This is a genomic window from Citrobacter freundii complex sp. CFNIH4 (genome assembly GCF_002934505.1).
Lineage (GTDB): Bacteria > Pseudomonadota > Gammaproteobacteria > Enterobacterales > Enterobacteriaceae > Citrobacter > Citrobacter freundii.
In genome coordinates this window covers 1,322,957-1,347,560 of sequence record NZ_CP026231.1, presented here as the reverse complement: position 1 = coordinate 1,347,560, position 24,604 = coordinate 1,322,957, and the positions used below count along the sequence as shown (strand labels likewise).

The 24,604-nt window shown below is 49.7% G+C and carries 28 protein-coding genes and 1 pseudogene; 7 read left to right on the top strand and 22 right to left on the bottom strand.

Annotated elements, in window-relative coordinates:
• Nucleotides 1-82 precede the first annotated feature (82 nt).
• The 3 genes from phoP to roxA all read left to right on the top strand — a co-directional run bounded on the left by phoP (nt 83) and on the right by roxA (nt 3,431).
• Nucleotides 83-754, top strand: coding sequence for a two-component system response regulator PhoP (gene phoP / locus C2U41_RS06880; RefSeq protein ID WP_003030783.1), 672 nt, complete (start codon nt 83-85; stop codon nt 752-754).
• The gene (phoQ, locus tag C2U41_RS06875; protein WP_016150060.1) at nt 754-2,217 is read left to right on the top strand and encodes a two-component system sensor histidine kinase PhoQ; all 1,464 of its coding nucleotides are present in this window, start codon (nt 754-756) and stop codon (nt 2,215-2,217) included. The genes phoP and phoQ overlap by 1 nt, the downstream gene beginning before the upstream one ends.
• Nucleotides 2,218-2,309: 92 nt before the next feature.
• On the top strand, nt 2,310-3,431 hold the full coding sequence (gene roxA / locus C2U41_RS06870; protein ID WP_003030786.1) for a [50S ribosomal protein L16]-arginine 3-hydroxylase: 1,122 nt from the start codon (nt 2,310-2,312) through the stop codon (nt 3,429-3,431).
• Between the two features lie 102 nt (nt 3,432-3,533).
• Here roxA and pepT read toward each other — a convergent pair whose 3' ends face one another.
• Entirely contained in the window at nt 3,534-4,760 is a 1,227-nt protein-coding gene (pepT, locus tag C2U41_RS06865) for a peptidase T (RefSeq protein WP_032936142.1), read from the bottom strand.
• A 250-nt stretch (nt 4,761-5,010) separates the two neighbouring features.
• Between pepT and potA the strand changes: the two genes are divergently transcribed.
• Together potA and potB are read left to right on the top strand one after the other, a co-directional pair.
• The gene (potA, locus tag C2U41_RS06860) at nt 5,011-6,147 is read left to right on the top strand and encodes a spermidine/putrescine ABC transporter ATP-binding protein PotA (RefSeq protein ID WP_003030791.1); all 1,137 of its coding nucleotides are present in this window, start codon (nt 5,011-5,013) and stop codon (nt 6,145-6,147) included.
• Complete coding sequence (gene potB, locus C2U41_RS06855) at nt 6,131-6,994, top strand: spermidine/putrescine ABC transporter permease PotB (protein WP_016150058.1); 864 nt, start codon at nt 6,131-6,133, stop codon at nt 6,992-6,994. Before potA ends, potB begins: the two co-directional genes overlap by 17 nt.
• A gap of 166 nt (nt 6,995-7,160) precedes the next feature.
• Here the strand turns inward: potB and C2U41_RS06850 are convergent.
• Nucleotides 7,161-7,558, bottom strand: a pseudogene (locus C2U41_RS06850) (HumD family translesion DNA polymerase).
• A gap of 84 nt (nt 7,559-7,642) precedes the next feature.
• Here C2U41_RS06850 and C2U41_RS06845 point away from each other — a divergent pair.
• Entirely contained in the window at nt 7,643-9,046 is a 1,404-nt protein-coding gene (locus tag C2U41_RS06845; protein ID WP_001567368.1) for an ISNCY-like element ISKpn21 family transposase, read from the top strand.
• 28 nt (nt 9,047-9,074) lie between these two features.
• Here C2U41_RS06845 and C2U41_RS06840 read toward each other — a convergent pair whose 3' ends face one another.
• Nucleotides 9,075-9,707, bottom strand: a complete 633-nt coding sequence (locus C2U41_RS06840; protein ID WP_001567369.1) for a DUF6904 family protein — start codon at nt 9,705-9,707, stop codon at nt 9,075-9,077.
• 203 nt (nt 9,708-9,910) lie between these two features.
• Between C2U41_RS06840 and C2U41_RS06835 the strand changes: the two genes are divergently transcribed.
• The gene (locus C2U41_RS06835; RefSeq protein ID WP_103848977.1) at nt 9,911-10,153 is read left to right on the top strand and encodes a DinI family protein; all 243 of its coding nucleotides are present in this window, start codon (nt 9,911-9,913) and stop codon (nt 10,151-10,153) included.
• Between the two features lie 67 nt (nt 10,154-10,220).
• Here the strand turns inward: C2U41_RS06835 and C2U41_RS06830 are convergent, their stop codons facing one another.
• The 19 genes from C2U41_RS06830 to C2U41_RS06740 form a co-directional block, all read right to left on the bottom strand.
• On the bottom strand, nt 10,221-11,294 hold the full coding sequence (locus C2U41_RS06830; protein ID WP_103848978.1) for a tail fiber domain-containing protein: 1,074 nt from the start codon (nt 11,292-11,294) through the stop codon (nt 10,221-10,223).
• Nucleotides 11,295-11,303: 9 nt separating this feature from the next.
• Complete coding sequence (locus C2U41_RS06825; protein ID WP_048999131.1) at nt 11,304-12,248, bottom strand: DUF6453 family protein; 945 nt, start codon at nt 12,246-12,248, stop codon at nt 11,304-11,306.
• Nucleotides 12,248-14,968, bottom strand: coding sequence for a phage tail tip fiber protein (locus tag C2U41_RS06820; RefSeq protein ID WP_103848979.1), 2,721 nt, complete (start codon nt 14,966-14,968; stop codon nt 12,248-12,250). Before C2U41_RS06820 ends, C2U41_RS06825 begins: the two co-directional genes overlap by 1 nt.
• Nucleotides 14,968-15,366 (bottom strand): DUF6950 family protein, encoded by a 399-nt coding sequence (locus C2U41_RS06815; protein WP_016150471.1) that lies wholly within the window; start codon nt 15,364-15,366, stop codon nt 14,968-14,970. The genes C2U41_RS06820 and C2U41_RS06815 overlap by 1 nt, the downstream gene beginning before the upstream one ends.
• A 6-nt stretch (nt 15,367-15,372) precedes the next feature.
• The gene (locus C2U41_RS06810) at nt 15,373-15,957 is read right to left on the bottom strand and encodes a hypothetical protein (RefSeq protein WP_048217931.1); all 585 of its coding nucleotides are present in this window, start codon (nt 15,955-15,957) and stop codon (nt 15,373-15,375) included.
• A complete protein-coding gene (locus C2U41_RS06805; protein WP_103848980.1) occupies nt 15,957-16,550 on the bottom strand; it encodes a hypothetical protein in 594 nt (197 codons plus the stop codon). Before C2U41_RS06805 ends, C2U41_RS06810 begins: the two co-directional genes overlap by 1 nt.
• Nucleotides 16,551-16,625: 75 nt before the next feature.
• A complete protein-coding gene (locus C2U41_RS06800; protein ID WP_103848981.1) occupies nt 16,626-16,985 on the bottom strand; it encodes a hypothetical protein in 360 nt (119 codons plus the stop codon).
• Nucleotides 16,986-17,026: 41 nt separating this feature from the next.
• Nucleotides 17,027-19,501 (bottom strand): phage tail tape measure protein, encoded by a 2,475-nt coding sequence (locus C2U41_RS06795; RefSeq protein WP_103848982.1) that lies wholly within the window; start codon nt 19,499-19,501, stop codon nt 17,027-17,029.
• Nucleotides 19,502-19,559: 58 nt separating this feature from the next.
• Complete coding sequence (locus tag C2U41_RS06790) at nt 19,560-19,937, bottom strand: hypothetical protein (RefSeq protein WP_003841708.1); 378 nt, start codon at nt 19,935-19,937, stop codon at nt 19,560-19,562.
• Nucleotides 19,938-20,008: 71 nt separating this feature from the next.
• Nucleotides 20,009-20,182 carry a phage tail assembly protein T gene (locus tag C2U41_RS30065; protein WP_420260119.1) on the bottom strand — a complete coding sequence of 58 codons (174 nt, stop codon included), beginning with the start codon at nt 20,180-20,182 and terminating at the stop codon, nt 20,009-20,011.
• Nucleotides 20,183-20,295: 113 nt separating this feature from the next.
• A complete protein-coding gene (locus C2U41_RS06780) occupies nt 20,296-20,676 on the bottom strand; it encodes a phage tail assembly chaperone family protein, TAC (RefSeq protein WP_103848984.1) in 381 nt (126 codons plus the stop codon).
• Between the two features lie 52 nt (nt 20,677-20,728).
• Entirely contained in the window at nt 20,729-21,220 is a 492-nt protein-coding gene (locus C2U41_RS06775) for a phage tail tube protein (RefSeq protein ID WP_103848985.1), read from the bottom strand.
• A gap of 59 nt (nt 21,221-21,279) precedes the next feature.
• Entirely contained in the window at nt 21,280-21,645 is a 366-nt protein-coding gene (gene gp17, locus C2U41_RS06770) for a tail completion protein gp17 (RefSeq protein WP_003841715.1), read from the bottom strand.
• The gene (locus C2U41_RS06765) at nt 21,642-22,181 is read right to left on the bottom strand and encodes an HK97-gp10 family putative phage morphogenesis protein (RefSeq protein WP_087051100.1); all 540 of its coding nucleotides are present in this window, start codon (nt 22,179-22,181) and stop codon (nt 21,642-21,644) included. The genes gp17 and C2U41_RS06765 overlap by 4 nt, the downstream gene beginning before the upstream one ends.
• The gene (locus C2U41_RS06760) at nt 22,174-22,506 is read right to left on the bottom strand and encodes a phage head closure protein (RefSeq protein WP_087051099.1); all 333 of its coding nucleotides are present in this window, start codon (nt 22,504-22,506) and stop codon (nt 22,174-22,176) included. The genes C2U41_RS06765 and C2U41_RS06760 overlap by 8 nt, the downstream gene beginning before the upstream one ends.
• A 1-nt stretch (nt 22,507) precedes the next feature.
• Nucleotides 22,508-22,720, bottom strand: coding sequence for a hypothetical protein (locus tag C2U41_RS06755; RefSeq protein ID WP_103848986.1), 213 nt, complete (start codon nt 22,718-22,720; stop codon nt 22,508-22,510).
• Between the two features lie 63 nt (nt 22,721-22,783).
• Nucleotides 22,784-23,110, bottom strand: coding sequence for a head-tail connector protein (locus C2U41_RS06750; RefSeq protein WP_103848987.1), 327 nt, complete (start codon nt 23,108-23,110; stop codon nt 22,784-22,786).
• On the bottom strand, nt 23,110-23,334 hold the full coding sequence (locus C2U41_RS29485) for a DUF7210 family protein (protein WP_104427097.1): 225 nt from the start codon (nt 23,332-23,334) through the stop codon (nt 23,110-23,112). Before C2U41_RS29485 ends, C2U41_RS06750 begins: the two co-directional genes overlap by 1 nt.
• A gap of 42 nt (nt 23,335-23,376) precedes the next feature.
• Nucleotides 23,377-24,594, bottom strand: a complete 1,218-nt coding sequence (locus tag C2U41_RS06740) for a phage major capsid protein (protein WP_103848988.1) — start codon at nt 24,592-24,594, stop codon at nt 23,377-23,379.
• Nucleotides 24,595-24,604 lie beyond the last annotated feature (10 nt).

The window sequence follows — 24,604 nt, the reverse complement described above, 5'->3', positions numbered from 1 at the left end:
CCCCGGTTTATTAAATGTTTATCCCCACAGCCACATAATCAGCGTTAAACTATTCATACCATTATTTTAGGGAGAAACGATGATGCGCGTACTGGTTGTCGAGGATAATGCTTTATTACGCCACCACCTCAAGGTTCAGTTACAGGATTTAGGGCATCAGGTGGATGATGCAGAAGATGCGAAGGAAGCGGACTATTATCTGAATGAGCATCTGCCGGATATCGCGATCGTTGATTTAGGGCTCCCCGATGAAGATGGTTTGTCGCTAATCCGCCGCTGGCGCAGTAATGAGGTTTCGCTGCCAATTCTGGTATTAACCGCGCGCGAAGGCTGGCAGGACAAAGTGGAAGTCCTCAGTGCAGGCGCTGACGATTATGTCACCAAACCATTTCACATCGAAGAAGTGGCTGCACGCATGCAGGCACTGATGCGTCGAAACAGCGGTCTGGCATCGCAAATTATCTCCCTTCCGCCTTTTCAGGTGGACCTCTCCCGACGCGAGTTATCCGTCAATGATGAGGTTATCAAGCTCACGGCGTTTGAATATACCATTATGGAAACTCTCATCCGTAATAATGGCAAAGTGGTCAGTAAAGATTCACTCATGTTGCAGCTTTATCCGGATGCCGAGCTGCGCGAAAGTCACACTATTGATGTCCTGATGGGGCGTCTACGTAAAAAAATTCAGGCGCAATATCCGCATGAAGTAATTACCACAGTACGTGGCCAGGGATATCTTTTTGAACTGCGCTAATGAATAAACTATTGCGTCATTTTTTCCCGTTATCGCTGCGGCTGCGCTTTTTACTGGCCACCGCGGGCGTGGTATTGGTGCTTTCACTGGCCTACGGCATGGTTGCCCTGGTAGGCTATAGCGTCAGCTTTGATAAGACAACGTTCCGCCTGCTGCGGGGCGAAAGTAATCTGTTTTATACCCTGGCGAAATGGGAAAACGGCAAGATTAACATCGAGCTGCCCGAGAACCTCGACATGCAAAGCCCAACAATGTCTCTGATTTACAATGAAGCGGGTGAACTTCTGTGGGCGCAGCGCAATGTTCCCTGGCTGACGAAAAGTATCCAACCGGACTGGCTAAAAACCAACGGATTTCATGAGATTGAAGCCAACGTAGACGCTACCAGCACCCTACTGGGCGAAGATCACTCCGCGCAGCAGCAGTTAAAAGAAGTCAGAGAAGATGACGACGACGCCGAAATGACCCACTCCGTGGCGGTAAACGTCTATCCTGCTACTGCCAGAATGCCGCAACTGACCATTGTGGTTGTCGATACCATTCCGATAGAGCTAAAGCGCTCGTATATGGTCTGGAGCTGGTTTATTTATGTGCTGGTCGCCAATCTGTTGCTGGTCATTCCGCTGTTATGGGTGGCCGCGTGGTGGAGCCTGCGGCCGATTGAATCGCTGGCGCGTGAAGTCCGTGAGCTTGAGGAACATCATCGTGAGATGCTAAACCCCGCCACCACACGCGAATTGACCAGCCTGGTTCGTAATCTCAATCGGCTGTTAAAAAGCGAACGTGAGCGTTATGACAAATACCGCACCACGTTAACAGACCTCACCCATAGCCTGAAAACACCACTGGCGGTATTGCAGAGTACTCTGCGCTCAATGCGTAATGAAAAGATGAGCGTCAGCGACGCAGAGCCTGTCATGCTGGAACAAATCAGCCGTATTTCCCAACAGATAGGCTATTACCTGCATCGCGCGAGCATGCGTGGCAGCAGTGCCCTACTCAGCCGCGAACTGCACCCGATCGCGCCGTTGCTGGATAAACTGACCTCGGCACTGAATAAGGTGTATCAGCGTAAAGGCGTCAACATTAATCTCGATATCTCACCTGAAATCAGCTTTGTGGGCGAACAGAATGATTTTGTCGAGGTGTTGGGCAACGTACTGGATAACGCCTGTAAATATTGTCTGGAGTTTGTCGAGATTTCAGCGCAACTGTCTGAGGATCAGCTGCATATTCTGGTTGAAGATGATGGTCCTGGTATTCCGCAAAGCAAACGGGAAGTGGTGTTTGACCGTGGACAGCGCGTAGATACGCTACGTCCAGGACAAGGCGTCGGTCTGGCGGTGGCGAGAGAAATCACCGAACAGTATGACGGGCAGATTATTGCCGGTGATAGCCTGCTGGGTGGTGCGCGCATGGAAGTTATTTTTGGTCGCCAGCAGCCGGGCCAGAAAGACGAGTAATCGTCGCATGTAATAAATATGTACTGACTTCACGCTTGAGGTTAAGTATCCGTTATAATCGGTTGCAGATACCAGCCTGCGGGATGCTCATTATGGAATACCAACTCACACTTAACTGGCCCGATTTTCTTGAACGCCACTGGCAGAAACGCCCGGTGGTCTTAAAACGCGGGTTTAACAATTTTATTGACCCTCTCTCTCCTGACGAACTGGCTGGACTGGCAATGGAAAGCGAAGTCGACAGCCGACTCGTCAGCCACCAGGACGGAAAATGGCAGGTTAGCCACGGTCCCTTCGAAAGCTACGACCATCTTGGCGAGAACAACTGGTCTTTGCTGGTGCAGGCGGTCAACCACTGGCACGAGCCAACTGCCGCGCTGATGCGCCCGTTCCGTGAATTACCGGACTGGCGCATCGACGACCTGATGATTTCTTTCTCTGTCCCCGGCGGCGGCGTTGGCCCGCACCTGGATCAGTACGATGTATTTATCATTCAGGGAACAGGTCGTCGTCGCTGGCGCGTAGGTGAAAAACTGCAGTTGAAACAACACTGCCCTCACCCGGATCTCCTTCAGGTCGACCCGTTCGAAGCTATTATCGATGAAGAGCTGGAACCCGGCGATATCCTGTACATTCCACCGGGATTCCCGCACGAAGGTTATGCGCTGGAAAACGCGATGAACTATTCGGTCGGTTTCCGTGCGCCAAACACTCGCGAGCTGATCAGCGGGTTCGCCGATTACGTTTTGCAACGCGAACTGGGTAGCACCTATTACAGCGATCCGGACCTGCCGCCGCGCGATCATCCGGCCGACGTTCTGCCGCAGGAGATGGATAAGCTGCGCGAAATGATGCTCGGGCTGATTAATCAACCAGAACATTTCCAGCAGTGGTTTGGCGAGTTTATTTCTCAGTCTCGTCATGAACTGGATATTGCCCCGCCGGAGCCACCGTATCAGCCAGACGAAATTTACGATGCCCTGAAGCAAGGTGATGTGTTAGTGCGTCTGGGCGGATTGCGTGTATTGCGTATTGGCGACGACGTCTACGCTAACGGTGAGAAAATTGATTCACCGCATCGTCCTGCCCTGGAAGCGCTGGCCAGTCATATTGTGTTGACGGCTGAGAACTTTGAGGATGCGCTGGAAGATCCTTCTTTCCTTGCCATGCTTGCCGCGCTGGTCAACAGCGGGTACTGGTTCTTCGAAGGGTAATGCGAAGTGTGCCTGATGCGACGCTACGCGTCTTATCAGGCCTACTGGAGTGTAATAATGTAGGCCGGATAAGCGAAGCGCCATCCGGCAACTACACATACTTTATTTTTGTTGCGCGGCCAGTTCAGCAATACGCACAATCACTTGTACCGCTTTTTCCATTCCTTCCAGGGTTACAAACTCATGTTTACCATGATAGTTGTAGCCGCCGGTGAACAGATTCGGACACGGTAATCCCATAAACGACAGCTGCGCGCCGTCAGTGCCGCCACGGATCGGTTTTAGCACCGGCTCAATATCGCAATCGCGCATCGCCTGCTGGGCGATATCCAGTACGTGCGGATGCTCAATCACTTTTTCGCGCATATTGTAGTAACTGTCTTCAATCACCAGTTCGATATAGCAGTCGGGGTGTAACCCTTTACCGACCTTCTTGGCGATATCCATGATCTTGCGTTTACGCGCTTCAAACTGCTTACGGTCAAAATCACGAATAATGTAGTGCATATCCGCCCGATCGACCGTCCCTTTCATACTCGCCAGATGATAAAAGCCTTCGTAGCCTTCCGTCTTTTCCGGGCTTTCATCTGCCGGAACCTCTGCATGAATACGCGCCGCCAGCGACAGCGCATTCACCATCACCCCTTTTGCGGTGCCGGGATGCACATTGTTGCCAACAATTTTAATATTAACCGACGCAGCGTTGAAGTTTTCAAACTCCAACTCACCTACGCCACCACCGTCAACGGTATAGGCCCACTGCGCATCGAATGTCGCAACGTCAAAATGCTTCGCCCCTTTACCCACCTCTTCGTCCGGTGTAAAGGCCACGCGGATATCACCGTGCGGAATATCTTTTTGGATAAGCACAGCCAGTGCGGTCATGATTTCCGCCACGCCAGCTTTATCATCCGCGCCCAGCAACGTTTTACCATCTGTAGTGATCAGCGTCTGACCCAGAAGTTGATGCAGCACCGGGAACATCACTGGCGATAAAACTTCATCACCAATGCCTAACGCAATATCGCCACCGCGATAGTTTTCAACAATTTGCGGATTGACATTTTTACCACTGAAATCCGGTGAGGTATCCACATGGGAAATAAAGCCGATCGCAGGAATATTGCCAGCAACGTTAGCGGGTAACGTTGCCATCAGCGTGCCTTTTTCGCTCAGTGAAATATTAACCAGCCCCATCTCTTCGAGCTGTTGTTTGAGCAGTTGTAATAATTTCCACTGTCCTTCGGTGCTGGGTACCTGCCGCACGCCCGATTTTGATTGGGTGTCCAGCGACACGTAGTGTAAAAAACGCTCAAGTAGTTTATCCATGCAGTCACCCTCACTTTTTGTGACAACATTATCAATAAGCAACAAAAGACAAATATTGCGTCAGGTCACTTTTATCCCCGCAAGTGAGAATATTTCGCCCTGACATCCCCTCTGACTATAGGGCTAAGTCAGTAATTCGCAACAAGGATTGGCGATTACAACGGTTTGCCGTAGAATAACGGCCCTCATTAAGAGTCATCAAGGTGGTTAACCACAAACCCCGCATCGGTCAGCCATCCGTTGCGTTTACATGGGACAGAGTAAAAAATTGAATAAACAACCGCGTTCGCTTTCTCCACTGGTGCAATTAGCGGGAATTCGCAAAAGTTTCGATGGCAAAGAGGTGATTTCCAGCCTGGATTTGACCATCAATAATGGCGAGTTTCTTACGCTGCTTGGCCCCTCTGGCTGCGGTAAAACAACCGTTCTTCGCCTGATTGCCGGTCTGGAAACGGTTGATTCCGGTCATATTATGTTGGACAACGAGGACATTACTCACGTTCCAGCGGAAAACCGCTACGTGAATACCGTCTTCCAAAGCTATGCGTTATTCCCCCACATGACCGTATTTGAGAATGTGGCCTTTGGTTTACGCATGCAAAAAACGCCCGCAGCCGACATTTCTCCCCGCGTTACCGAAGCCCTGCGCATGGTGCAACTGGAAGAGTTCGCCCAGCGAAAACCGCATCAACTTTCCGGCGGCCAGCAGCAGCGCGTAGCGATTGCCCGAGCTGTGGTCAACAAACCCCGCTTACTCTTGTTAGATGAATCCCTCTCTGCGCTGGACTACAAACTGCGTAAGCAGATGCAGAATGAACTGAAAGCGCTGCAGCGTAAGCTTGGTATCACTTTTGTCTTTGTCACACACGATCAGGAAGAAGCGCTGACTATGTCCGACCGCATCGTGGTGATGCGCGATGGTAAGATTGAGCAGGACGGTACGCCGCGCGAAATCTACGAAGAGCCCAAGAATCTGTTCGTCGCCGGGTTTATCGGCGAGATCAATATGTTTAACGCCACGGTGATTGAACGTCTGGATGAACAGCGTGTTCGTGCTAACGTTGAAGGTCGCGAGTGCAATATTTATGTCAACTTCGCGGTGGTTCCCGGACAAAAGCTGCACGTCCTGTTACGTCCTGAAGATTTGCGCGTAGATGAAATCAACGATGATAATCATATCGAAGGCCTGATCGGCTACGTGCGCGAACGCAACTACAAAGGCATGACGCTGGAGTCGGTTGTGGAACTGGAAAATGGCAAGATGGTGATGGTCAGCGAATTCTTCAATGAAGACGATCCTGACTTTGACCACTCTCTCGACCAGAAAATGGCGATTAACTGGGTAGAAAGCTGGGAGGTAGTACTGGCTGATGAAGAACACAAGTAAATTCCAGAGTGTGGTGATCGTCACCATTGTCGGTTGGCTTGTGTTATTTGTCTTTCTGCCCAACCTGATGATCATCGGTACCAGCTTTTTGACCCGCGACGACGCCAATTTCGTCAAAATGGTCTTTACGCTGGAGAACTATACGCGCTTGCTCGATCCGCTCTATTTTGAGGTGCTGGTTCACTCCCTCAATATGGCGCTGATTGCCACGCTCGCCTGTCTGGTACTCGGCTACCCGTTTGCCTGGTTTTTGGTGAAACTGCCGGAAAAAGTGCGCCCGCTGCTGCTTTTCCTGCTGATTGTTCCGTTCTGGACCAACTCACTTATTCGCATCTACGGACTCAAAATTTTCCTCAGTACCAAAGGCTATCTCAACGAGTTTCTGTTATGGCTCGGGGTTATCGATACACCCATTCGCATCATGTTTACCCCCAGCGCGGTGATTATCGGGCTGGTATACATCCTGCTACCGTTTATGGTGATGCCGCTCTATTCCAGCATTGAAAAACTCGATAAACCGCTGCTGGAAGCCGCACGCGATTTAGGTGCCAGTAAACTTCAGACCTTCACCCGCATCATTATTCCGTTGACGATGCCGGGGATTATCGCCGGATGCCTGCTGGTCATGCTGCCCGCAATGGGGCTGTTTTACGTTTCCGACTTAATGGGCGGCGCGAAAAACCTGCTGATTGGCAACGTGATTAAAGTTCAGTTCCTGAACATCCGTGACTGGCCGTTTGGTGCAGCCACCAGCATTACGCTGACCATCGTGATGGGTCTGATGCTGCTGATCTACTGGCGTGCCTCGCGCTTGCTGAACAAGAAGGTTAGCGACATAGATAGTTAATTTATATAATTCAATAAGTTAAATTGTTTTTTGGCATGCTTTTTACCTTCAAGTAAACTGCATGCCAAACTCTATAAAATCATGTAGTTGCAAATGAGTTTTGGAGAATGTTTTTTCGCTAAATCTCCTTCAGACGGAATTTGCATATGATGTTTCCTGTGGATTCTCACATCACCGGGCAGTCATCAAACTCCGCGTTCCTGGCATCATTAATGATGTATGTGATCACCCCGAATATTGGGTGTGAGGAATTGTAGCCATCACCATCATCTGGCAGCGTTTCCCTTCTCCCGTTCTCCAGATTAACGAGGTGGGGTTGAGGATGTGTCCGATATCGCTTGATCCTAAATTCTCCGTCTATCGCGCAGATCAGCAGCGAGCCATCACAGGGAGAACGTGACGCATCAACAACCAGTAGCGCCCCTGGATTATCCCTTCCCTGAAATGTGAACGCGATGCCCGCATAAAATAAGTCGCTGCTGGCTGGCTGATTAGCTGCTGATCGAGGGAGATTCGTGTTTCAACATAATCTGTCGCAGGTGAAGGAAAGCTGTAATGGCTCAATAGTAATGTCCGCCTGTGGCTCAATTCAGATGTCCGCGCTATGGTAAGCTTCACTGGTCCGTTTAAACTACCGGGAGGCATATCATGAGCGCAGAAAGCTCAGGAGTGTTTACTTTGAAAGAGATCAACCGGATCAAGATTATACAGGACGTCATTGAACGTCGCATCACAACGCGCCGTGCGGCCGAGCACCTCGGTATCAGCGACAGGCAATGCCGCAGACTTCTTGCCCGTTACCGTGAAGGCGGACCGCTTGGTATGGCCAGCAGACGATGTGGCATGCGTGGTAACCGCCAGTTGCCACCCGGGCTCGCAGATCAGGCTCTGGAACTGATCAAGACGCGTTATGCTGATTTCGGTCCGACTCTGGCGCGTGAAAAGCTCGAAGAACTCCACGGACTGTTTCTTGGCAAAGAAACTGTCCGGCGCATCATGGTGCGGGCTGGCTTATGGGTTCCCCGTAAACAACGTGCCGCAAGGATCCCTCAACCACGGTACCGGCGTCCGTGTACTGGTGAGCTGATACAAATAGATGGCTGTGATCACGACTGGTTTGAAGGCCGTGGCCCGGCCTGCACCGCGCTGGTCTATGTTGATGATGCAACCAGCAAACTGATGGAACTGTTGTTTGTTAAATCGGAGTCCACGTTTTCTTACTTCGAAGCCACGCGGCGCTATATCGATAAGCATGGTAAACCGCTGGCACTGTACAGCGATAAAGCCGGTGTTTTTCGTGTTAACAATAAACACGCCACAGGCGGAGACGGGCATACTCAGTTTGGGCGAGCCATGCATGAACTGAACATCCAGACTATCTGTGCAGAAACCAGTCCCGCCAAAGGGCGTGTAGAACGAGCTCACCTCACTTTACAGGATCGTCTGGTCAAAGAGCTGCGGTTACAGGGCATTTGTTCAATGGAGGCTGCAAATGACTTCGCTGAGGCCTATATGGCTGACTATAACCGCCGTTTTGGCAAAGTACCGCGACATGATTTTGACGTACACCGTGCTGTAGAACATGATGAGGACCTGGGGCTTATTTTCACTGTTCGTGAAAAACGTAAAGTCTCAAAATCGTTGACGATACAATATGATAAAATGTTGTACCTGATTGAAGACAGCGAACTGAGTCGCCGTGCAATAGGTAAATATATCGATGTGTATCACTATCCTGATGGCAGAAAAGAGCTGCGCCTGAACGGTACGCTACTTCCCTACTCTACCTACGACCGACTGTCAGAAATCGACCAGGGCGCGATTGTCGATAACAAGCGTCTTGGCCGAACCCTGGAGTTTATCAGTCTGGTGCAGAGCAAGCGGGATAACACGCGCTCTCAGTCAATTCCCGCTGGAGATGGCCCTTCCCGACGACGGCCAAAGCAGGAAGGGAAGAAATCCCAGCGCTCACTGGATAATGATGACATGCTCGAAGCACTCAAACAGCTTCAGTCACGTTCAGAGGACATTTTTGGTAAAAGAGCCCGCTGATGGTACTCACTGGCCGGACAGTGGTTGCTCACCAGTTGATATTGTCCGGCCAGACCCATGATGTATTATTCATTTCGTTCAGCATCTTTATGTCCTGCTTTTCACGGGCATACTTACCCCATAATGAATGAAAAGAACGAACAATACTGATTAACTGCTTTTTTCTTTGCTCCGGAGATAGGCTGATAAAATAGCAGCACCTGCTGTCAATATTATCCTCAATGAAATTAAAATCAGAGTCTGATGCATATTTTACTGTTAGCATAATATCATTCGACGTTGTTCTCTCAGACTCTGTTAATGCTGATTCTATCAGGTATTCAAAGGCATACATGACAGACAGCTGGTTTTTGTCTGTCTGAATATAACCCATTGAGTTTCTGAGTATTGAGGACTGTACCAGGACCAGAGGCCATAAAAGCTCAACACCATAAAGCTTATATGTATCATGTTGATCATACTGATGTTGCTCAACACGACGATTACCTTCCCGTGCTTTACGAATATCATAGGCAAGGGATAACATAAATCCGTCTTTAACTTTAATCAGTGGGCTTTCATCCACGATGTAATGAATGAGTTCATGTAATTCATTCAGGGCTTCTGAATCTCCCCACAGTATAAAACCTGCATTGTTCGGCGTTAACTCGTATCGAAGCATGGGCTCAATCATCCTGTTGTTTCAGTCGGAGGAAAGTCTATCAGTAAAGAGAATGAGAGATCAAAGTGGTCATTTTAATTGAGCTGGATAACGGACATTTCAATTGAGCCTTGACAAAAGCCCATGTTTACGCCCTCTCTTGAATACCGGATAAAAACACAGTATAAATACTGTATATCCATCCAGTAAAGGAGCAATGATCAATGTTCGTGGAACTCGTTTATGACAAAAGGAATTTTGATGGTCTGCCCGGTGCGAAAGATATCATTCTGGGCGAATTGACCAGGAGGGTTCACCGGATCTTCCCCGATGCTGATGTCCGGGTTAAACCGATGATGACATTGCCGGCGATCAACACTGACGCCAGCAAGCACGAGAAGGAACAGATAAGCCGAACTGTTCAGGAAATGTTTGAAGAGGCTGATATGTGGATGGTTTCAGATTAAGTGACGGTCTGCCGCAGTCCGTTCTGCATACGACGTGACTGCGGCAATTCATATCACAAGAAAGGCATCACACCCTACTGCCCTGAAGTTCAGTAATTTGTTTCTGCAATGCCTGAATTGCTCCGGTCAGTTTTGCAAGCATTGCGACTTCGTTCAGACTATACGCCCCGACTGGGTTGAGTGGATCAAAGTCTTCTTTCAAACCCTCTCCGGTAACACACTCGGGTGATACTTCAACAAGGTCGTTTGCAATAAACCCGAGCTTCTCATCAGATTCCGGAATAACCCCGCGCTCTTTATATTTGAATAATGCAGGTTTCCAGCGCAATACCTCATCAAGGCATTGGTTGTAAAATATTGGCGATTCATCTGACTGATAAATTATGTCTTTCTTCAGAAATTTATCTGATGTAGTGACAAGTGACACCTGACCGACGTTAGACGAATCAACCCATGCATTGAGTGAGCCGTTCCAGTGAAAATTCCAGACGTTTGATGTTGTCGCCCCATTTTGCCCCTGACGTGAACGATAACCCCCCGCCGCATCCATGACGCTGACTAAATAAATTCCATTCGAGCTCAGCTGCAAGCGATCAACGCCGGCAGTCCTCATAATCATCACATCTGATGACTGGTATATTGATGCAGCACCGTCATCAAAATTCATTATCCCGGTAAAACTCGGAAAATGTGAGTCTGCCTTTTTATCCAGATCTGTTTTATCAGCTTTGCCACCCACGCTACTGATTAATTTTTTCGCTGATGGTCCTGTCGTCTGGCTGTTGTCTGGAAGCGTGATGGTTACATCGCCGGTAGCGGTGAAGAACTGCTGCCAGTTCTGTTTATCGTAGTTCAGGCCTCGAAGCGCTTCTGTGCTCTGAGCCACCAGCGCCGCGGTGACCATATTCAGCGCCACACGAGGAACAGCAGACCAGGCCACACCAGATTGTGTTGGCCCGGTGTAGTTACTGACCAGCGTCAACGCTGTACCACCTTCCACGGACTTAACCGGGAGCGTATAGGGAACGCCGCCGACAGTGACAACAATAAAATCGCCAGCGGTCAGTTCGGTAGTGAATGAAGTCCCTGCCCCTGATACCTGGGCAGAGTTATTCGTCAGAGTTAAGGTTCCTGCTGACATAGTTTTTCCTCAGTACATGTTCGGAAGAATAAGAATGGGCATGGCGATATTTCTGTTTCTGGTCATATCCCATGCGCCTGAATTACGGTTCGCAAATACTTTGTTGTAGGCTGACCTGACGCTACCGCCTGACATGACCACGCCTTTGGTTCTGATATTTCCCCATCCACCAATCATTCGTACCTGAACGCCGGTATAGACTATCTGGCAAAATCCGCCGCCAATATCCTGAAAGGCATCAGTGATCTGGATTTGTCGGTCATAGACAAAGGGGCGTTTCAGCGTGGAGAACGTGACCTGGCCTGCGGCGTTGGTCATTGTGATGCCGTCGCCACCGACAGGAGCCGTCTGGTTGAATATCACCAGGTCAATCGTCGCTGTGCCTTCTAAGTCATCCCGCCCTGTGTAGGAAATATCGCGAACGATGATGTTGCCGCCATCAAACCCCACCGACACATTCGGGTTATCCCATTTACCGAAAGGAATACCGCTCACCGGAAGCGGCGCGCTGCCGCTAACCGTAATGCGCCCGGAATAAGCGCAGGTCATCAACGCGGCCTGATTGGATATAGCGGTGAAGTCAGTTGAGTTTGAAACCAGTAATCCTTCGTTATAAGTGGCTGCTGGCAGCAACTCCATGACATAACCTGACCAGTCCGGAGTGAGGGCTTTACCCCCGATTGTCTCAGCGCCAATGATGATACCGGCATCCCCGTTTCGGGTGACCCCCGTCATAATGGCCACATCAAATTCAGCAAAGGAATAGATGTAAATAGGGTTGGTAGGCACCACGATAGCCTGTGAACCAGGAACAAGTGGCGTATTGACCGGGTACTGCATTGACTGGGATGACCAGCCCGAGAACGTTGTGCAAAAACTGGGGGCGCGCAACCCCGCTGTAATTGCCATTGCCGGGCGCCCATCGTTGTAATCAATCAGAATACCTTCCGGCATTATGACCACCTCCCGACGACAACCCGCCCACCACCAGGCAGATTAACTGTTACTCCATTGCCGTTGATAACAACTGTGTTATTGGTACCGTTAAATGAAAACTGACCGCTATTCGCATAAAACTGTCCATGAAATTCACAGTTCCCGTTTTTGTCGATATTCCACCCTGCTCCATAAGGACCCGGGACGAAAGAGGTAGACCGGATATAGTTGCCAATTTTTGCATTGGTGATACTGCCATCCTGAATTAGTGCATCACGGATAAATACTTGTCCGTTATAGACAAAAAATGCAGCAGTGTAATTTCCCGGATCACTTCCGGAATAAATACCAAACTGATCAGCAGCAAATACAACTGTGGATTTATAACCGCTGCCATCCGGCTCAATGGACATGCCGAACCCGGTATTATATTTCACACCGTTCCTGACAATACCCATATTCAGGGTGTAAGAGGCTTTGGCTGTTCCGTCACTTTTTACTTCAGCTGTCATCTTCTGGTTTACAGCAGCCATCAACTGTCCATCAGGACCGATTTGCGCCTGTACATAATCAGCCAGTTCAGCAAATGCACCATCCAGATTTGCCACTGTTGTCCTGACCGTCATAATTTCAGCTTTAACTTCACCATACTGTTCAAACTGACGCTGGACCGTCCCATGACCGGCGAGAGCATTTTCCATAATGCCTTCAAGGTTAGTATCAACTCCGTCTTTAACATTCTGGAACGCATCTGACTTCTGTATTCCGTCATCAATGAGATCGAACAAACCGCCTGTATCCATAGAACACAGTGCCGGAACCTCGATAAAGCCGGAGGCGCCAAAGGCATTTATCGTCCTGATGTACCAGTAATAGGTATGTCCAACCTGTAGCTGATTGCTGGTCCAGGTTGTTCCCATCCCCTCGCGGCTGGCATTCGCTTCCACGGTGGCTGTTGAGGTATTGGGTAGCTTTGTTTCGCCTGACGTCCAGAAATCAAACTGCGTGGAAACACTGGTAATTGCAGCCAGACGTGGGATCAACGTGACGGCAAAGAAACCCTGCTCAATATCAACATGGGAAGGTGCTGGCGGGGCTTCAATGCTGAATTCCAGATACCCTTCTGGCGATTCTGCCCCCATCTGGTTTACGGCAATAACGTGGGCTGTGTAGGTATTTTTCGGTAATCCGGTAAGACGCGTGAACGTCCCCGGAACCTGGACGGACATCACTATTTGACCATTGCGACGAATGATCACTTTGTTGTAGACCACCTGCCCGATATTCTGCCAGGAAAGAATGCCCTGTACTACCTGCCCAATTTCCTCCACGGTGTATTTCAGATTCTGCGGCTGCGCCACTCCACCGGATGGCAACTGAGTGAACGGCGGTCGCTCAATCGGTTTACCAACGGCGTCGCCCCAGACATCTGCTGTTTCCTGCTTCAGCGTCAGTTGCACGCCATTCTGCACGCCGAACTTCCAGTCAGTTACCCGCATCTCAACATTCACGATGCCGATAGATGGGAAATTCACCTTCACATACATTCCCGGGCGGTAACGGTACCCGCTCAGGTTCAACGTAACGTTCATGGTTCTGGCGATACGGGTGCGCTTTAGCTTCACATCTGCAAGACGCTGGGCCTGAAATTCAGAGGTCACAAATCGCAGCTTCATATCCTGCGATATTTCCACGCCGTCTTCCGTCACCCATTCACTGACAGACACAGAAGGGAAATCCGCTTCGGTATAGCCCTGCTGCGGATCGACAAATGTCCCCTTGATAGTGTTAACACGTTCCGCCTGAGAGACTTCCGGCATGATTTCGATATCGCCGGCCAGTTGGCTCTCAGTGATCACCTCTGTTGCAGGACCATAATAAGCACCGACCAGGAGGCCATGTTTGCCCGCGGTATACGTTACATCCCCGGCGCAGGCTGCCAGCATCCCTTCCAGAATACTGACCTTGTTTTCACTGAGATCGAACTCACCGTTGATGGTATATCGCTTCTCAATGGTATTACCGCCAGTAATCACATCCTCATCACAGATGTTCGCCGCTTCCTTAAACTGGTCCCAGAGAATATCGGTATCGGGTACTTTCAGGTAATTGCGGTAATAGTCCAGGATAACCAGCGCCGCATTGTTGCTGTAACCCGTCAACCCGGTGCGGGGGTCATAAATAGCCCGCCCCTGTTTTTCGACCTTGATGTTAGGGATGCCTGCCGGGAATTTTTCAGCATTGAATTTAAGGGATACGCGCAGCCAGGTGAGTCCTTTACCGATCATGTCTTCTTTCCATGACGGGCAGTTTTCCAGCATGTAGGGGTCCGCCGTCTGGCGGTTGGTGTGCAGCTCGAAAAAGGCATGCTCAGGATAGCTACTGATAGGCTCATCACCCAGCCAGACAGTCTGTACACCGGATAACGGATGTCCTGCCAGGGCAATGGCCAGATGAAGCATTTCGCCATCATCCTGTTCGCCAGCCTGTTCTTCGGAAAAGAACAGAGTGCCTGCTGATGTGGAGCGACCATACACAACGGTTTTGGCACTGGCCGCAGCGCGCAGAACCTGTTTGCGTTCAGACGTATCACGGTAGGAATTCAGCGACGGGGTCTTGGTCAGCGCCTGAGTGGCAATCTGTGCGGCAACGGTAATAACCATCGCGATGGCATACATTTCATTTGCCGCCGCCACACCTGCGGCAATGGTGGCAACAATAGGAACAGCAGCAGGCATTAACGCACCCTCCAGACACTCAGCGGTTTAACCCGCAGACTGACAAGACCAGTTTCGCCAGGTACCCACACAACGCCGGAATACACTACCCCGGCGCATCGCGCCCCGGCATTTTCAACCACGGCAATATCCCCTCTCTGCGCCAGCTTCACAGGCACTTCATCGAGATAACGGGCCAGCACCTTTTCAAGCGAACCGCCACCGCGCAATATCGCCTTTTTAGCACCATGCTCGCTGTCGTAGGTTCCGCGCCAGCCTGCCGCAAAATCCTCGCCGCACATGGCCTGAGCGCAGTCAGCCGCGAACAGGCAGCAGTCATGACTGCCCCATAAAAAAGGCCGCTTTTCAGCGGCCCTTATTACGGTGATTAATCTGTTATGCCAGTCCGGATGCTTCATGCTTCCTCACTTATAGGTAAATCCTGGTGCATCTTTTTTACTGCCCCAGTAAATCGAACGTTCAGACATCTGCGCCACATACCGGAATATGCGGTCGCCGGGATAAGCAGCCTGCTGCGATTCATCGGTATAACGATCGGGGAAAGGACGCTGCCAGTCTTCAAAAATATTACTGATGGTGTACTGCAGGGCGTTCGTCCCGCCAGCGGTCGCCCCCGTACTGGATACCCGCCCTTTAAACAGGAGATCGGCAACCTGGACAACACCGTTATCATCCATGGCCACAAGATAGATTTCGGCATTTCTGCCCACACAGCGTTCATTAAGCGTGGTGGCAAAGAGGGCCATATCCAGGCCAGAAAGAGTCATTTTGACCTGCGTCGGGCTGGTCGTGCTGGTTTCGCTGGCATCATCAACAGAACCCATGCGCCCCATACCGTAATAGACATAACCGCCGAGAACCAGTGTCCCGGTACCGGAATGCACATAGACGGTACCGGATTCAAACTGAATATTAGCGGCGATCGCAACCGTCACCCTGTCGCGGGATAACCAGTCCACCATCGAATCAGAAAACGGGGAATACAGCATTAAAATGCCTCCTCAAGCTCCAGCGTGTAACTGGTAAAAACACCCGGAACGCGGTTACCGGCCCCCTGCTGGTTATCTTTCAGTTTGAAAATACCGTAAGGTTTCGCAACTTCAATGGCAGCATTAGCCGGTGGCGAGCTACGCAACATAGGCGCAAATGCAATCATTGCGGTACCGTTCGCAGTACTCGTCACATCAACTGTGACCATCTTCAGCTCGTCATTAACAGTAAAGTAATCTCCCTGTCTGAGAACCACTGTTCCCGGTGTCCAGCCCTTACTCTGAAGCTGAGTTCCTGTCTGATTAGCACCATCAACAACAGGCACGCCCGCTGGCGCTCTGCCACTTCTCCCCCAGTCGCGAACTTTTACCCTGCCATACTCGCCATCGAGTGAAGCCACCAGAGCATCAATACGTCTGGATTTTTCATCTGTCAGGTTATTAAAGGTCAGGGAACAGACCCAGCGGGTACCGGGAAAGCGTGCTGTCTGCGATGAGCCATTGAAGGGGGAACGAAAGGTTTTGGTATTACTCTCAGGTCGCCATGTCAGCGACGCGGGACAGACATCTTCCGGCCATTCGAGTACAGCCATAGATTCTCCTGCATTATTCTGCGCACGGCGGCGCTACTGATCATTTGTCAGGATGTTACTGATATATGCTCTTCCTCAACCGATTGATCGACGCAGTGGTCCACGAGAAAGAAAGTCTTTATGTATTCGTTTTATAGCCGCTGCCGCGCCAGCATTTGCGGCTTGCTCCATTGCCTGGCGTAATTTATCTGATTCGCTTGCAGAGGCACTAAGACTTTTAATAACAATAACTCCGCCCCCTTTGAGATGAACAGTAACGCCACCATCCTCTAATATAACCTTGTCGTCCCGTTCCTGAAGTCCCTCATCATTAACTCTCAGTTGCTGTCGAACAGAAGCACTGAGTTCATCAATCGCGCAGTTAATCTCATTATTGGCCTGGCGCATACGCAAAATCGACTTTTCCAGCGCTTCAACTCGTTCTTCTAAAGTCATAACTGTCTCCCGCCTTTCGGCTTAATGAATATTAATAATGGTTACACACCAAGCAATCGCCTTGCCTGACCACGATTAGAGAAGTCTTGCAAGATATCCTGACGCGCCTGCTTCGCACCGTCATTAGCTCCTTGTCGCGCGGCTTCCTGCATAGCCTGCTTCAGTGCGGCATCTCCGTTACCGGAAATAGAAAAATGTTGATGAATGGTTTGCTGGAGCTGAGCCCCACCGACGCCAACAGAAGAAACTGTATCATCCACCATACGAACACCGAGGTTACCGTCAGCAGTACGCGTCAGGGGCATAATCGCTTCAGGGCCAGCCTCACCCATAAGCCCCGCACCTTTGGCGAAAGCAAACATCGTTGGGCTATTCACTACACCATTACGGAAACGACTAAGATCAGGCGAATCCATTACACCACCCTTAGCGAATTTCAATTGAGATGCCGCACCTGTATAAGCTCCTGACGGTGTTGCACCACCAGCGGATGCTGCGCCAGCCACTGAACTACCAAACATCCCACCCAGCGAACCAAACCAGCCACTATCCCCAGCTGATTTAAGTGTGTTGACCATGATTGCCCTGAGCAACACTTTCTGCAGCTCATTCAGCACACTATTCGCCCAACTTGCCCAGTCAGCTTTATTACCACTGAGGGCATCAGCCATGTTATCCACCAGGCCATCAAGGGTGTTACCGACTAAATCTGACACCTGAGTGTAATAATCGCTGGAAGTATCTACCCAGTTAGCCAGACCATTCTGAGCCCCTGCCAGCCAGTTTCCCTGTAACTCATCCAGTTGGTCATAATGAGAACGGTATTTATCGAGTCGCTCAGCAAGCGCTTTGTCCAGCTCCTGGTTATAGCGGTCATAATCCTCCTGGCTACGAATATCTCCGCTCTGATAGCGCCGTTGCAAATCCTCTCGCTTCTCCAGAAATTCGCGTTCAATACTGAGCTGTTCACGCATCCTTTCGCGTGCCTTATCACCCAGACCTGCGCCAATAACATCAGCATCAAGGGAAGCAGCAGCATTAGCATTTTCACGCTGAAGATTCGAAATGTACTCAGCAAGTTTTAGGTTTTCCTCGTTCGCCTTTTTAACAGCATTCAGGCGATCAACCTCTGTAGCCAGTTGTTCAAGGCGTTGCTTCTGTGTTTCATTAAGTCCCGTTAGCTTGCCGTCAGCGATATCAAATTGTAGTTTTTGTTGTTCAGTAACCTCTGCGCTTTTCTTTCCGGTAGTGTCGATGAGAGCAATTTGCCGGAGATAACTTGTCTCCATTGATTTAAAAGCTGATTCAAGTTTTTTTGCAGTAGAATCTGTTTTCTCCTTCCCATTTGATTCACCGGGATTTTTATTATAATTTTTTGGTTTATCATTTATATTCCCAGAGAATGCTGGAGTCAGAGGGAGATTATTCGCAGTTTCGATAATTAAAAGTCTTTGTCTTAATTGGTCTCTTTCTTTCCTTTTCCCATTTGTATCCATACCAATTCTGTTAAAGCTTGCAGCGAACCCCTCATCTTCAAGATCAGCTGTAAGATTTCGTATTCTACGTTCAATTTCTTCTTTAGAAGCATTTTCTCCAACAGGAGTGCCACCTTTGTAAAGGTCAATGAGTTTTCCTGCTTCCGCCCCAACCTTAACAAGCCAGGTGGCAAGGTCAACCACGCCGCCAACAAGATCGGTGATACCTTTAATAACCTCAGGGTCTTTAAAAACATCCCCCATGTCGCTAATTGATTTCTGCAAGTTTGAAAGGTCTACCTTTGCTAATCCAGTTGCTAATTCAATCTTAACCCCATTAATTTGCGTTTCCATATCTTCAAAAATTGAATTAACTTTAACGAGGTTTTCTATATCAGCATCATCAGGCGCCACGCCAAAATCTTTTGCAGCCTTAAGGTATTTTTGTAATTTATCACCCCCCTGTTCAAACAAAGGAAGCAATTTAGAAAGGTCGTTACCAAGGCTTTCAAGAATCGTGGTCTTTTCAGCGTTTGTTTTAATATTTCCAAGCGCATTGCTGATTGCTATCAATTGTTTATCTGGGGATTCACCCGCTAACTTCTTAGCTGACAATCCAAGAGCATCTAGCGCGTCTACAGCTTCGCCAGACTTGTTAAGGACGGCATCACCAATTTTGTCGCCAATATCTTTAAAAATATCAGCCATCTGATCGCCAGAAACACCAGCTTTTTGCGCGGCATATTGCCAAGAAAGTAATGACTGAGTAGACATGTTAAGTGATTTTGCCCAGCGATCAGACTCAGTAATCTGTTTTGAAGTATTTTTAAGGAGGTTATAACCCGCCACACCAACGCTAAGTGCTGCGGCACTTGCCGCTGTAGCAAAGCCTGTAAACGCTACCGCCGCCGCCTTCGCATCGTCCTTAACTTGTTTACGCCATTTTTGAGATGCTCTTTCAGCCTGACTAAGACCAGAGACAAAACCACCAACTTTCGCTACAAGGTCAATTGTCAGCGTGCCAAGTGACTTTCCAGCCATTGCCCCTCCTTAAAACGCAAAAACCCGCTTGCGCGGGTTATATATAGTGATGTTGGTGTTAGAATTTCGCCGTGTTTGGTGACTTAATTATTTTGCAACTTGTCTTAGTAATCATAGTGTCATTGAAAGTTAAGCTGTATACCTCTCGCTTGAACTCAAGGGTTGAGCGATCAACGGAATAATTACGCTTCCAGTTTTTTTCATCCCTTCTCCAGGTAACTTTACTTGGTCCGAAGGAGGCTGGAGCAGTAAAATTCAAGCCTTCTCCACCAAAAGAAGTCTGCAATGATGCTGTGCCATTAGGTTGATCAAGCACTACGACCAAGTCTTTTGCCCTTTCATCAAAATTTGGACATTCCAGATATATGACCTTAGAGGCAGAGTATGTGATTGTAGAAACAAGCATCAAAGATAATGCGGTTAGAGCTTTAATCATAATTGTCTTCCTTGTTTACCATCTTTAAATGTTGAGACGAGAAACAAATTAACTGATGGTAATTAAGAAAACTACCCCCACGTCCTCATCGCTTCCTGCAGGCTGATTGGTTCGTTAGCGGCTATGCGCTCTACCGCTGCTATGTGAGGGGCGAAATCAGTAATGCTGAATGCCGGTGTGTTTGAACTGCGATTAACATTAGCCAGCACAGAAGAAATCAACGCTGCTCCCCATTCCGTCCGCATCATAGGGTTCAGGCTTCCGTATTTTTGACGATACTGAACCCACTGCTGGAACTCAAGGAAGCTAAGGCGTTCCTGCGCTTCTGAAATGGTACGTCCACCAATCCCGTTAAGGACTAGTTCACACCAGATTTCGTCTTCTGCGCTGAGTCCGTCTTTCCCAGATCGTTAACTTCCTGAATGGCCACCAGCAAAGCCACTGTAAGATTCCCATCCAGTGCGCCACGTTCCGGATCAGCTTCACCTGTTACATCAGCAACGGTAAACACCTGATGCCCGTCTTCGTCACAGATTGACGCTGCAATACGTCCAGCAACGCCATCAATCTTGCCTAGCCCGGCGAGAACGTCAGACGTAGCAGTGTGATAACCCAGAGGGCGAACATAGGTTGTGGCAATGTGTTCTTCCCCGTCAGCACCTTTCCATTTAATTTCTTTCTCTACAGGACGACCAGTAAAAGCACCTGTTTTCTTCAGCGTATCAAGAGTAAGTTTCATGTCGTTTTCCGGTATAAACATCGATGGGGCGGGGAATGATCCCCGCGTTTAATTAACTGCCTGGCTGTTCTTTCGGAATCCATGCCCCCTGGCCGGAACGCTGGATGGTGGCAGACGTCTGCACGACGGTATTACCCTGGAAGTCAAACGGGAAATCGGAAACATAACCTTTGAACACGTACCAGGTACGATCTGAAGGCAGAGTCAGACCATCAACAGCCCCCTCAGAGCTCCCGATTGTTGGTTTAGATTCCCCATCAGCCCATCCGATCGCAAACGTTACGTCGCTTTGATCGTTGGACTCAGCCATATTGCTGAGCATCAAATGGCTGGCATTTGCTGGATCAGCGTTCAGAGTGGCCGTTGCCTGTCCTGGTGTACGTAAACCCTTTTTATATTTTCGGGTGTTGCGTTCACTGAGGCACGTATCATCAATCTGATCTGCCGGGCTGCCGCCTGGTGAGAATGCCGTAATACATTCGATTTCGCTCACGACACCATTCGCGAGCACAAAAAGTTGAGTGCCTTGAGTCACTACTGACATAGTCATCTCCGGATATAAAAAAACCGGCTTATAGCCGGTGTGATGTGAGTGGTTTTGAGTTATCGGTTGACCAACCAGTCAACGTCGAATGAATAGCGGTATTTGAGGGTTACCGGGTCTCTGCCCTGCGCGTCCCAGCGGGTAATGTAAGCCTTGCGCTGAATGACATCGCGTAATGCTCGCGCCACAGCAAGAGCATCTTCATCGGTGTCGCCATACACATCCACCTGAATGGAATAACGGTCGATGTCAGGGTTCTGACTCAGGTAATTTTCAGGTTCTCCGCCCACGTTCTGCCATACTGCGTAGGGGTACACCAGAACATCATCAAGCATGCCAAACGGATAAAGCCTTACCGGGTGAGCACCGAGCAGCTCTTTTACTTTCGGGTCTGTCGAACAGACGGCAAAAACTGGAGCAATCATGCTGTTGTTCCTTTTTTGGCGGCACGCCTTACTGCGCGATCGATAGCTTTCTCCATTTCTTCTGCGAAAACGCTGATTACTGCGGTATCAACACCATTCATCGCTGGTCGCAGTACAGGCTTTGCGGCGGCATGTTCGGTCCCAAACTCAAGAAAACGCCAGTACCAGGTATCACCGCCAGGATTGCTTTTATCACCCAGTGTTCTGAACGTTTTCCCAGCCCTGCCTTTCCTGACATTAGCCTTTGTGTTTGCATACTGACTGGCGCCGCCCATTACCCCAACACGAAATGCCAGATCACCCGTCCTGCGGAATTGTTTGCTGCTGAAGCTGGCGACGATATTCTTATATATCGCCTCTTTGGTGAGAGGATCATCAACTCTGGCTGCGTTACTTCTGGCGCGATCCCTGATTATATTCGCAGCCTTACGCAGCGCAGAACGACCAGCTTTATTTCGGGTAACTTCGGAGACAGCCTCCATTTTTCCAAGCAGTGACTCAAGTCCGGTAAGGTTTACTTCAACACTATCAGCCATCGTTTACCCCCTCAGAACAAGGAAGCGTCAAATATTCACGACCACTTTTCGGGTCCGGAAGCACGCCCTCAATGTTGAATACTGATCCACGAAAAAGAATACGGTGCTTTCGGGTAATACTTGCACGGTAACGAATCGTTATACGCGTTGTTATTTCGCCCTGTGATGCCTGGGCCGCTATAAACTCCCGCGCTGATAAGGGGGATATTTCGGCCCAGATAGTTGCGACATCACGCCAGGTATTAATTACGGCTCCCGTTGTAGGGTTCTGTTCTTTTACCGGCTCCTGCAGGATAACCCTGTGACGCAATTTTCCGGCTTGCATATCACCTCCTCGGCCTTTGACTCAAGTAAACGGGTCGCTCATCGCCTAATGAAGTAGTATCAATTTCTTCATCTTCGGCCAGTGACTGGATAATGACATCACACAGAGCTGCGTTTGATTCAGCCAGGCGGCTTATCGCTTCCGTCTGTTCTCTCTGAGCTGCGGTCTGTTCCCGCAGCGCCGCTATCAGTTCGTTTGCCAGTTGCTCGTTCATAAGCTATTTTCGCCCACTTTTTTATCCACTCGCGCCTCTGTGCGCACCCGGAACAGGCCATATTTACACCCCGTAAATTCGGTATGGCTGCAGCAAGGCCTGAACTGCAAACGGAACCTCTGCAACGGTCTGACCGACGGCCACGGATTCTCTGTTGGCATACCAGTGACCTATCAGCAGTAACATGGCCGCTTTAACATCATCATTCAGTAGAATCGGGTCCGGGTCGTCTGCGTAGCCAGGAGAGCTTTGATTTTCATAGAGCGTTCGCCTGGTCCATGTCTGGACGTACCGCGCCGCCGCTCCGGTATATAAATTCAGCAGGGTATCATCGCCGACAAAGTCGGTATCAATGCGGCAGTGCTGTTTCACCACATCAAGATCGATCATTACTTTTTCGCCTTCTTCTCTGCTTTAACTTCCGGCTGTTCCGGCTGTTCCGGCTGTTCCGGCTGTTCCGGCTGTTCCGGCTGCGCAGAGTTATCAACAACCATCTGCAGTGCATAACCTTTTTTAATCAGTTCACGGCCGTGCTGCTCCTGCGTTTCCAGTAACTCCCCCTCTGTCACAACGACACCGCCAAAGTAAATTGGTCTAACCGCGATAAGCTTCATAGTATTCCCTCGAATATTGCGGCCCGAAGGCCGCACAAGATATTACTGACCGCCAGACGCCGGAACAGTGAACGAGCCATAAACAAAGGCTTCAGGACGTTTAACGGCCAACGCCAGACGCTCTTCGCAACGGATGGTGATCATGTTTTTCTCGAAGTCGTCGGCGTTCTCAGTCGAGATAACAACGTTCGTTTCTTCACGGTCAAAAATTTGCGCACCGGCACTGAATGCCCCAGTCAGGAATTTACCCTGGAAGGCTGTAGCTTCTGTTGCGACGACAGGAAGGCCCCAAAGAGTTGGCCCCGTCAGAGCGGCAGGGTTTGCCAGGATGTAGCGGCCCAGCGTGTCTTTAGTCAACTCAATTTTCGCCCAGTCGATGAAGTGCAGGACGTGACCGGATGCCGGGAAGCGGGCAAGCTGAGCCTGCAACATCGCGAGACGCAGATCATCAATACCGTTCTGATTCTCTACCTGAAACGCTGCCGAAAATGCTGAAGCCTGCGGAATGATGCCTTCCAGATGAGCGCCTGTTCCATCGCCGAACAGAATTTCCTGCTCTTCGACATACTTCAGGCCGAAACGCATTTCCGCATCAACCTGAGACTGCAACTGTGCGAAGTCGTCGAGGATCTGTTTGGATGCCTTGAAAAGATGCGCAATAGTTCGAACTGGGGTGATTTTTTCTGCAAACTCAATGTTGCTGTACGGTTTGGTCGTATTCTCTGCGACCGCCGCAGCATTGTTGGTAAAACCAGTTTGCTGCACCCAGTAAATGGTGTTTGATGCCGTTGTGCCAGGCGCGATCAGGTCGCGGATGAAAAGACGCTGTTTCGGCGCGGTATCAATGCCAGGCAGACGGTCGGGAGCAACAATATTGCCTGGTACGTTAGCGGTAAGCAGAGCCGCTTTCACCGGAATAGAAATTCGCTGGCTGGCCGCAACGCTGGCAGCAAAGGTTTTTAACGCCTCAGCAGAAATGACCTGCTGCCCCACAGATTCAACAACCTGTTTTGCATTTGCCAGCGGCATCTGCGCAACATGCTGCTCCAGTTCACCCATAGAGGCTTTCAGCGTCTTTTCGGCTTCTTTCAACGCATTTAGCTCAGACGCCATCTTGTCCACGGTCTCTTTGGTTTCCGCCGACAATTTGCCGTTCTTTTGTGCCTCCTTAAGAGCTTCTTCCGCTTTTGCATTAAATTTTCCGGTCGCTTCCTCAATGGAGGCCGTTACTTTTTTAAGAATCTCGTTCACGTCAGACATAATTTCTCCG

What these genes read in the sequence shown, in the direction of transcription:
- phoP (WP_003030783.1), top strand. Translation starts at nt 83, where the DNA reads ATGCGCGTACTGGTTGTCGAGGATAATGCTTTATTACGCCACCACCTC.
- phoQ (WP_016150060.1), top strand. Translation starts at nt 754, where the DNA reads ATGAATAAACTATTGCGTCATTTTTTCCCGTTATCGCTGCGGCTGCGC.
- roxA (WP_003030786.1), top strand. Translation starts at nt 2,310, where the DNA reads ATGGAATACCAACTCACACTTAACTGGCCCGATTTTCTTGAACGCCAC.
- pepT (WP_032936142.1), bottom strand. Translation starts at nt 4,760, where the DNA reads ATGGATAAACTACTTGAGCGTTTTTTACACTACGTGTCGCTGGACACC.
- potA (WP_003030791.1), top strand. Translation starts at nt 5,011, where the DNA reads ATGGGACAGAGTAAAAAATTGAATAAACAACCGCGTTCGCTTTCTCCA.
- potB (WP_016150058.1), top strand. Translation starts at nt 6,131, where the DNA reads ATGAAGAACACAAGTAAATTCCAGAGTGTGGTGATCGTCACCATTGTC.
- C2U41_RS06845 (WP_001567368.1), top strand. Translation starts at nt 7,643, where the DNA reads ATGAGCGCAGAAAGCTCAGGAGTGTTTACTTTGAAAGAGATCAACCGG.
- C2U41_RS06840 (WP_001567369.1), bottom strand. Translation starts at nt 9,707, where the DNA reads ATGCTTCGATACGAGTTAACGCCGAACAATGCAGGTTTTATACTGTGG.
- C2U41_RS06835 (WP_103848977.1), top strand. Translation starts at nt 9,911, where the DNA reads ATGTTCGTGGAACTCGTTTATGACAAAAGGAATTTTGATGGTCTGCCC.
- C2U41_RS06830 (WP_103848978.1), bottom strand. Translation starts at nt 11,294, where the DNA reads ATGTCAGCAGGAACCTTAACTCTGACGAATAACTCTGCCCAGGTATCA.
- C2U41_RS06825 (WP_048999131.1), bottom strand. Translation starts at nt 12,248, where the DNA reads ATGCCGGAAGGTATTCTGATTGATTACAACGATGGGCGCCCGGCAATG.
- C2U41_RS06820 (WP_103848979.1), bottom strand. Translation starts at nt 14,968, where the DNA reads ATGCCTGCTGCTGTTCCTATTGTTGCCACCATTGCCGCAGGTGTGGCG.
- C2U41_RS06815 (WP_016150471.1), bottom strand. Translation starts at nt 15,366, where the DNA reads ATGAAGCATCCGGACTGGCATAACAGATTAATCACCGTAATAAGGGCC.
- C2U41_RS06810 (WP_048217931.1), bottom strand. Translation starts at nt 15,957, where the DNA reads ATGCTGTATTCCCCGTTTTCTGATTCGATGGTGGACTGGTTATCCCGC.
- C2U41_RS06805 (WP_103848980.1), bottom strand. Translation starts at nt 16,550, where the DNA reads ATGGCTGTACTCGAATGGCCGGAAGATGTCTGTCCCGCGTCGCTGACA.
- C2U41_RS06800 (WP_103848981.1), bottom strand. Translation starts at nt 16,985, where the DNA reads ATGACTTTAGAAGAACGAGTTGAAGCGCTGGAAAAGTCGATTTTGCGT.
- C2U41_RS06795 (WP_103848982.1), bottom strand. Translation starts at nt 19,501, where the DNA reads ATGGCTGGAAAGTCACTTGGCACGCTGACAATTGACCTTGTAGCGAAA.
- C2U41_RS06790 (WP_003841708.1), bottom strand. Translation starts at nt 19,937, where the DNA reads ATGATTAAAGCTCTAACCGCATTATCTTTGATGCTTGTTTCTACAATC.
- C2U41_RS30065 (WP_420260119.1), bottom strand. Translation starts at nt 20,182, where the DNA reads ATGCGGACGGAATGGGGAGCAGCGTTGATTTCTTCTGTGCTGGCTAAT.
- C2U41_RS06780 (WP_103848984.1), bottom strand. Translation starts at nt 20,676, where the DNA reads ATGAAACTTACTCTTGATACGCTGAAGAAAACAGGTGCTTTTACTGGT.
- C2U41_RS06775 (WP_103848985.1), bottom strand. Translation starts at nt 21,220, where the DNA reads ATGTCAGTAGTGACTCAAGGCACTCAACTTTTTGTGCTCGCGAATGGT.
- gp17 (WP_003841715.1), bottom strand. Translation starts at nt 21,645, where the DNA reads ATGATTGCTCCAGTTTTTGCCGTCTGTTCGACAGACCCGAAAGTAAAA.
- C2U41_RS06765 (WP_087051100.1), bottom strand. Translation starts at nt 22,181, where the DNA reads ATGGCTGATAGTGTTGAAGTAAACCTTACCGGACTTGAGTCACTGCTT.
- C2U41_RS06760 (WP_087051099.1), bottom strand. Translation starts at nt 22,506, where the DNA reads ATGCAAGCCGGAAAATTGCGTCACAGGGTTATCCTGCAGGAGCCGGTA.
- C2U41_RS06755 (WP_103848986.1), bottom strand. Translation starts at nt 22,720, where the DNA reads ATGAACGAGCAACTGGCAAACGAACTGATAGCGGCGCTGCGGGAACAG.
- C2U41_RS06750 (WP_103848987.1), bottom strand. Translation starts at nt 23,110, where the DNA reads ATGATCGATCTTGATGTGGTGAAACAGCACTGCCGCATTGATACCGAC.
- C2U41_RS29485 (WP_104427097.1), bottom strand. Translation starts at nt 23,334, where the DNA reads ATGAAGCTTATCGCGGTTAGACCAATTTACTTTGGCGGTGTCGTTGTG.
- C2U41_RS06740 (WP_103848988.1), bottom strand. Translation starts at nt 24,594, where the DNA reads ATGTCTGACGTGAACGAGATTCTTAAAAAAGTAACGGCCTCCATTGAG.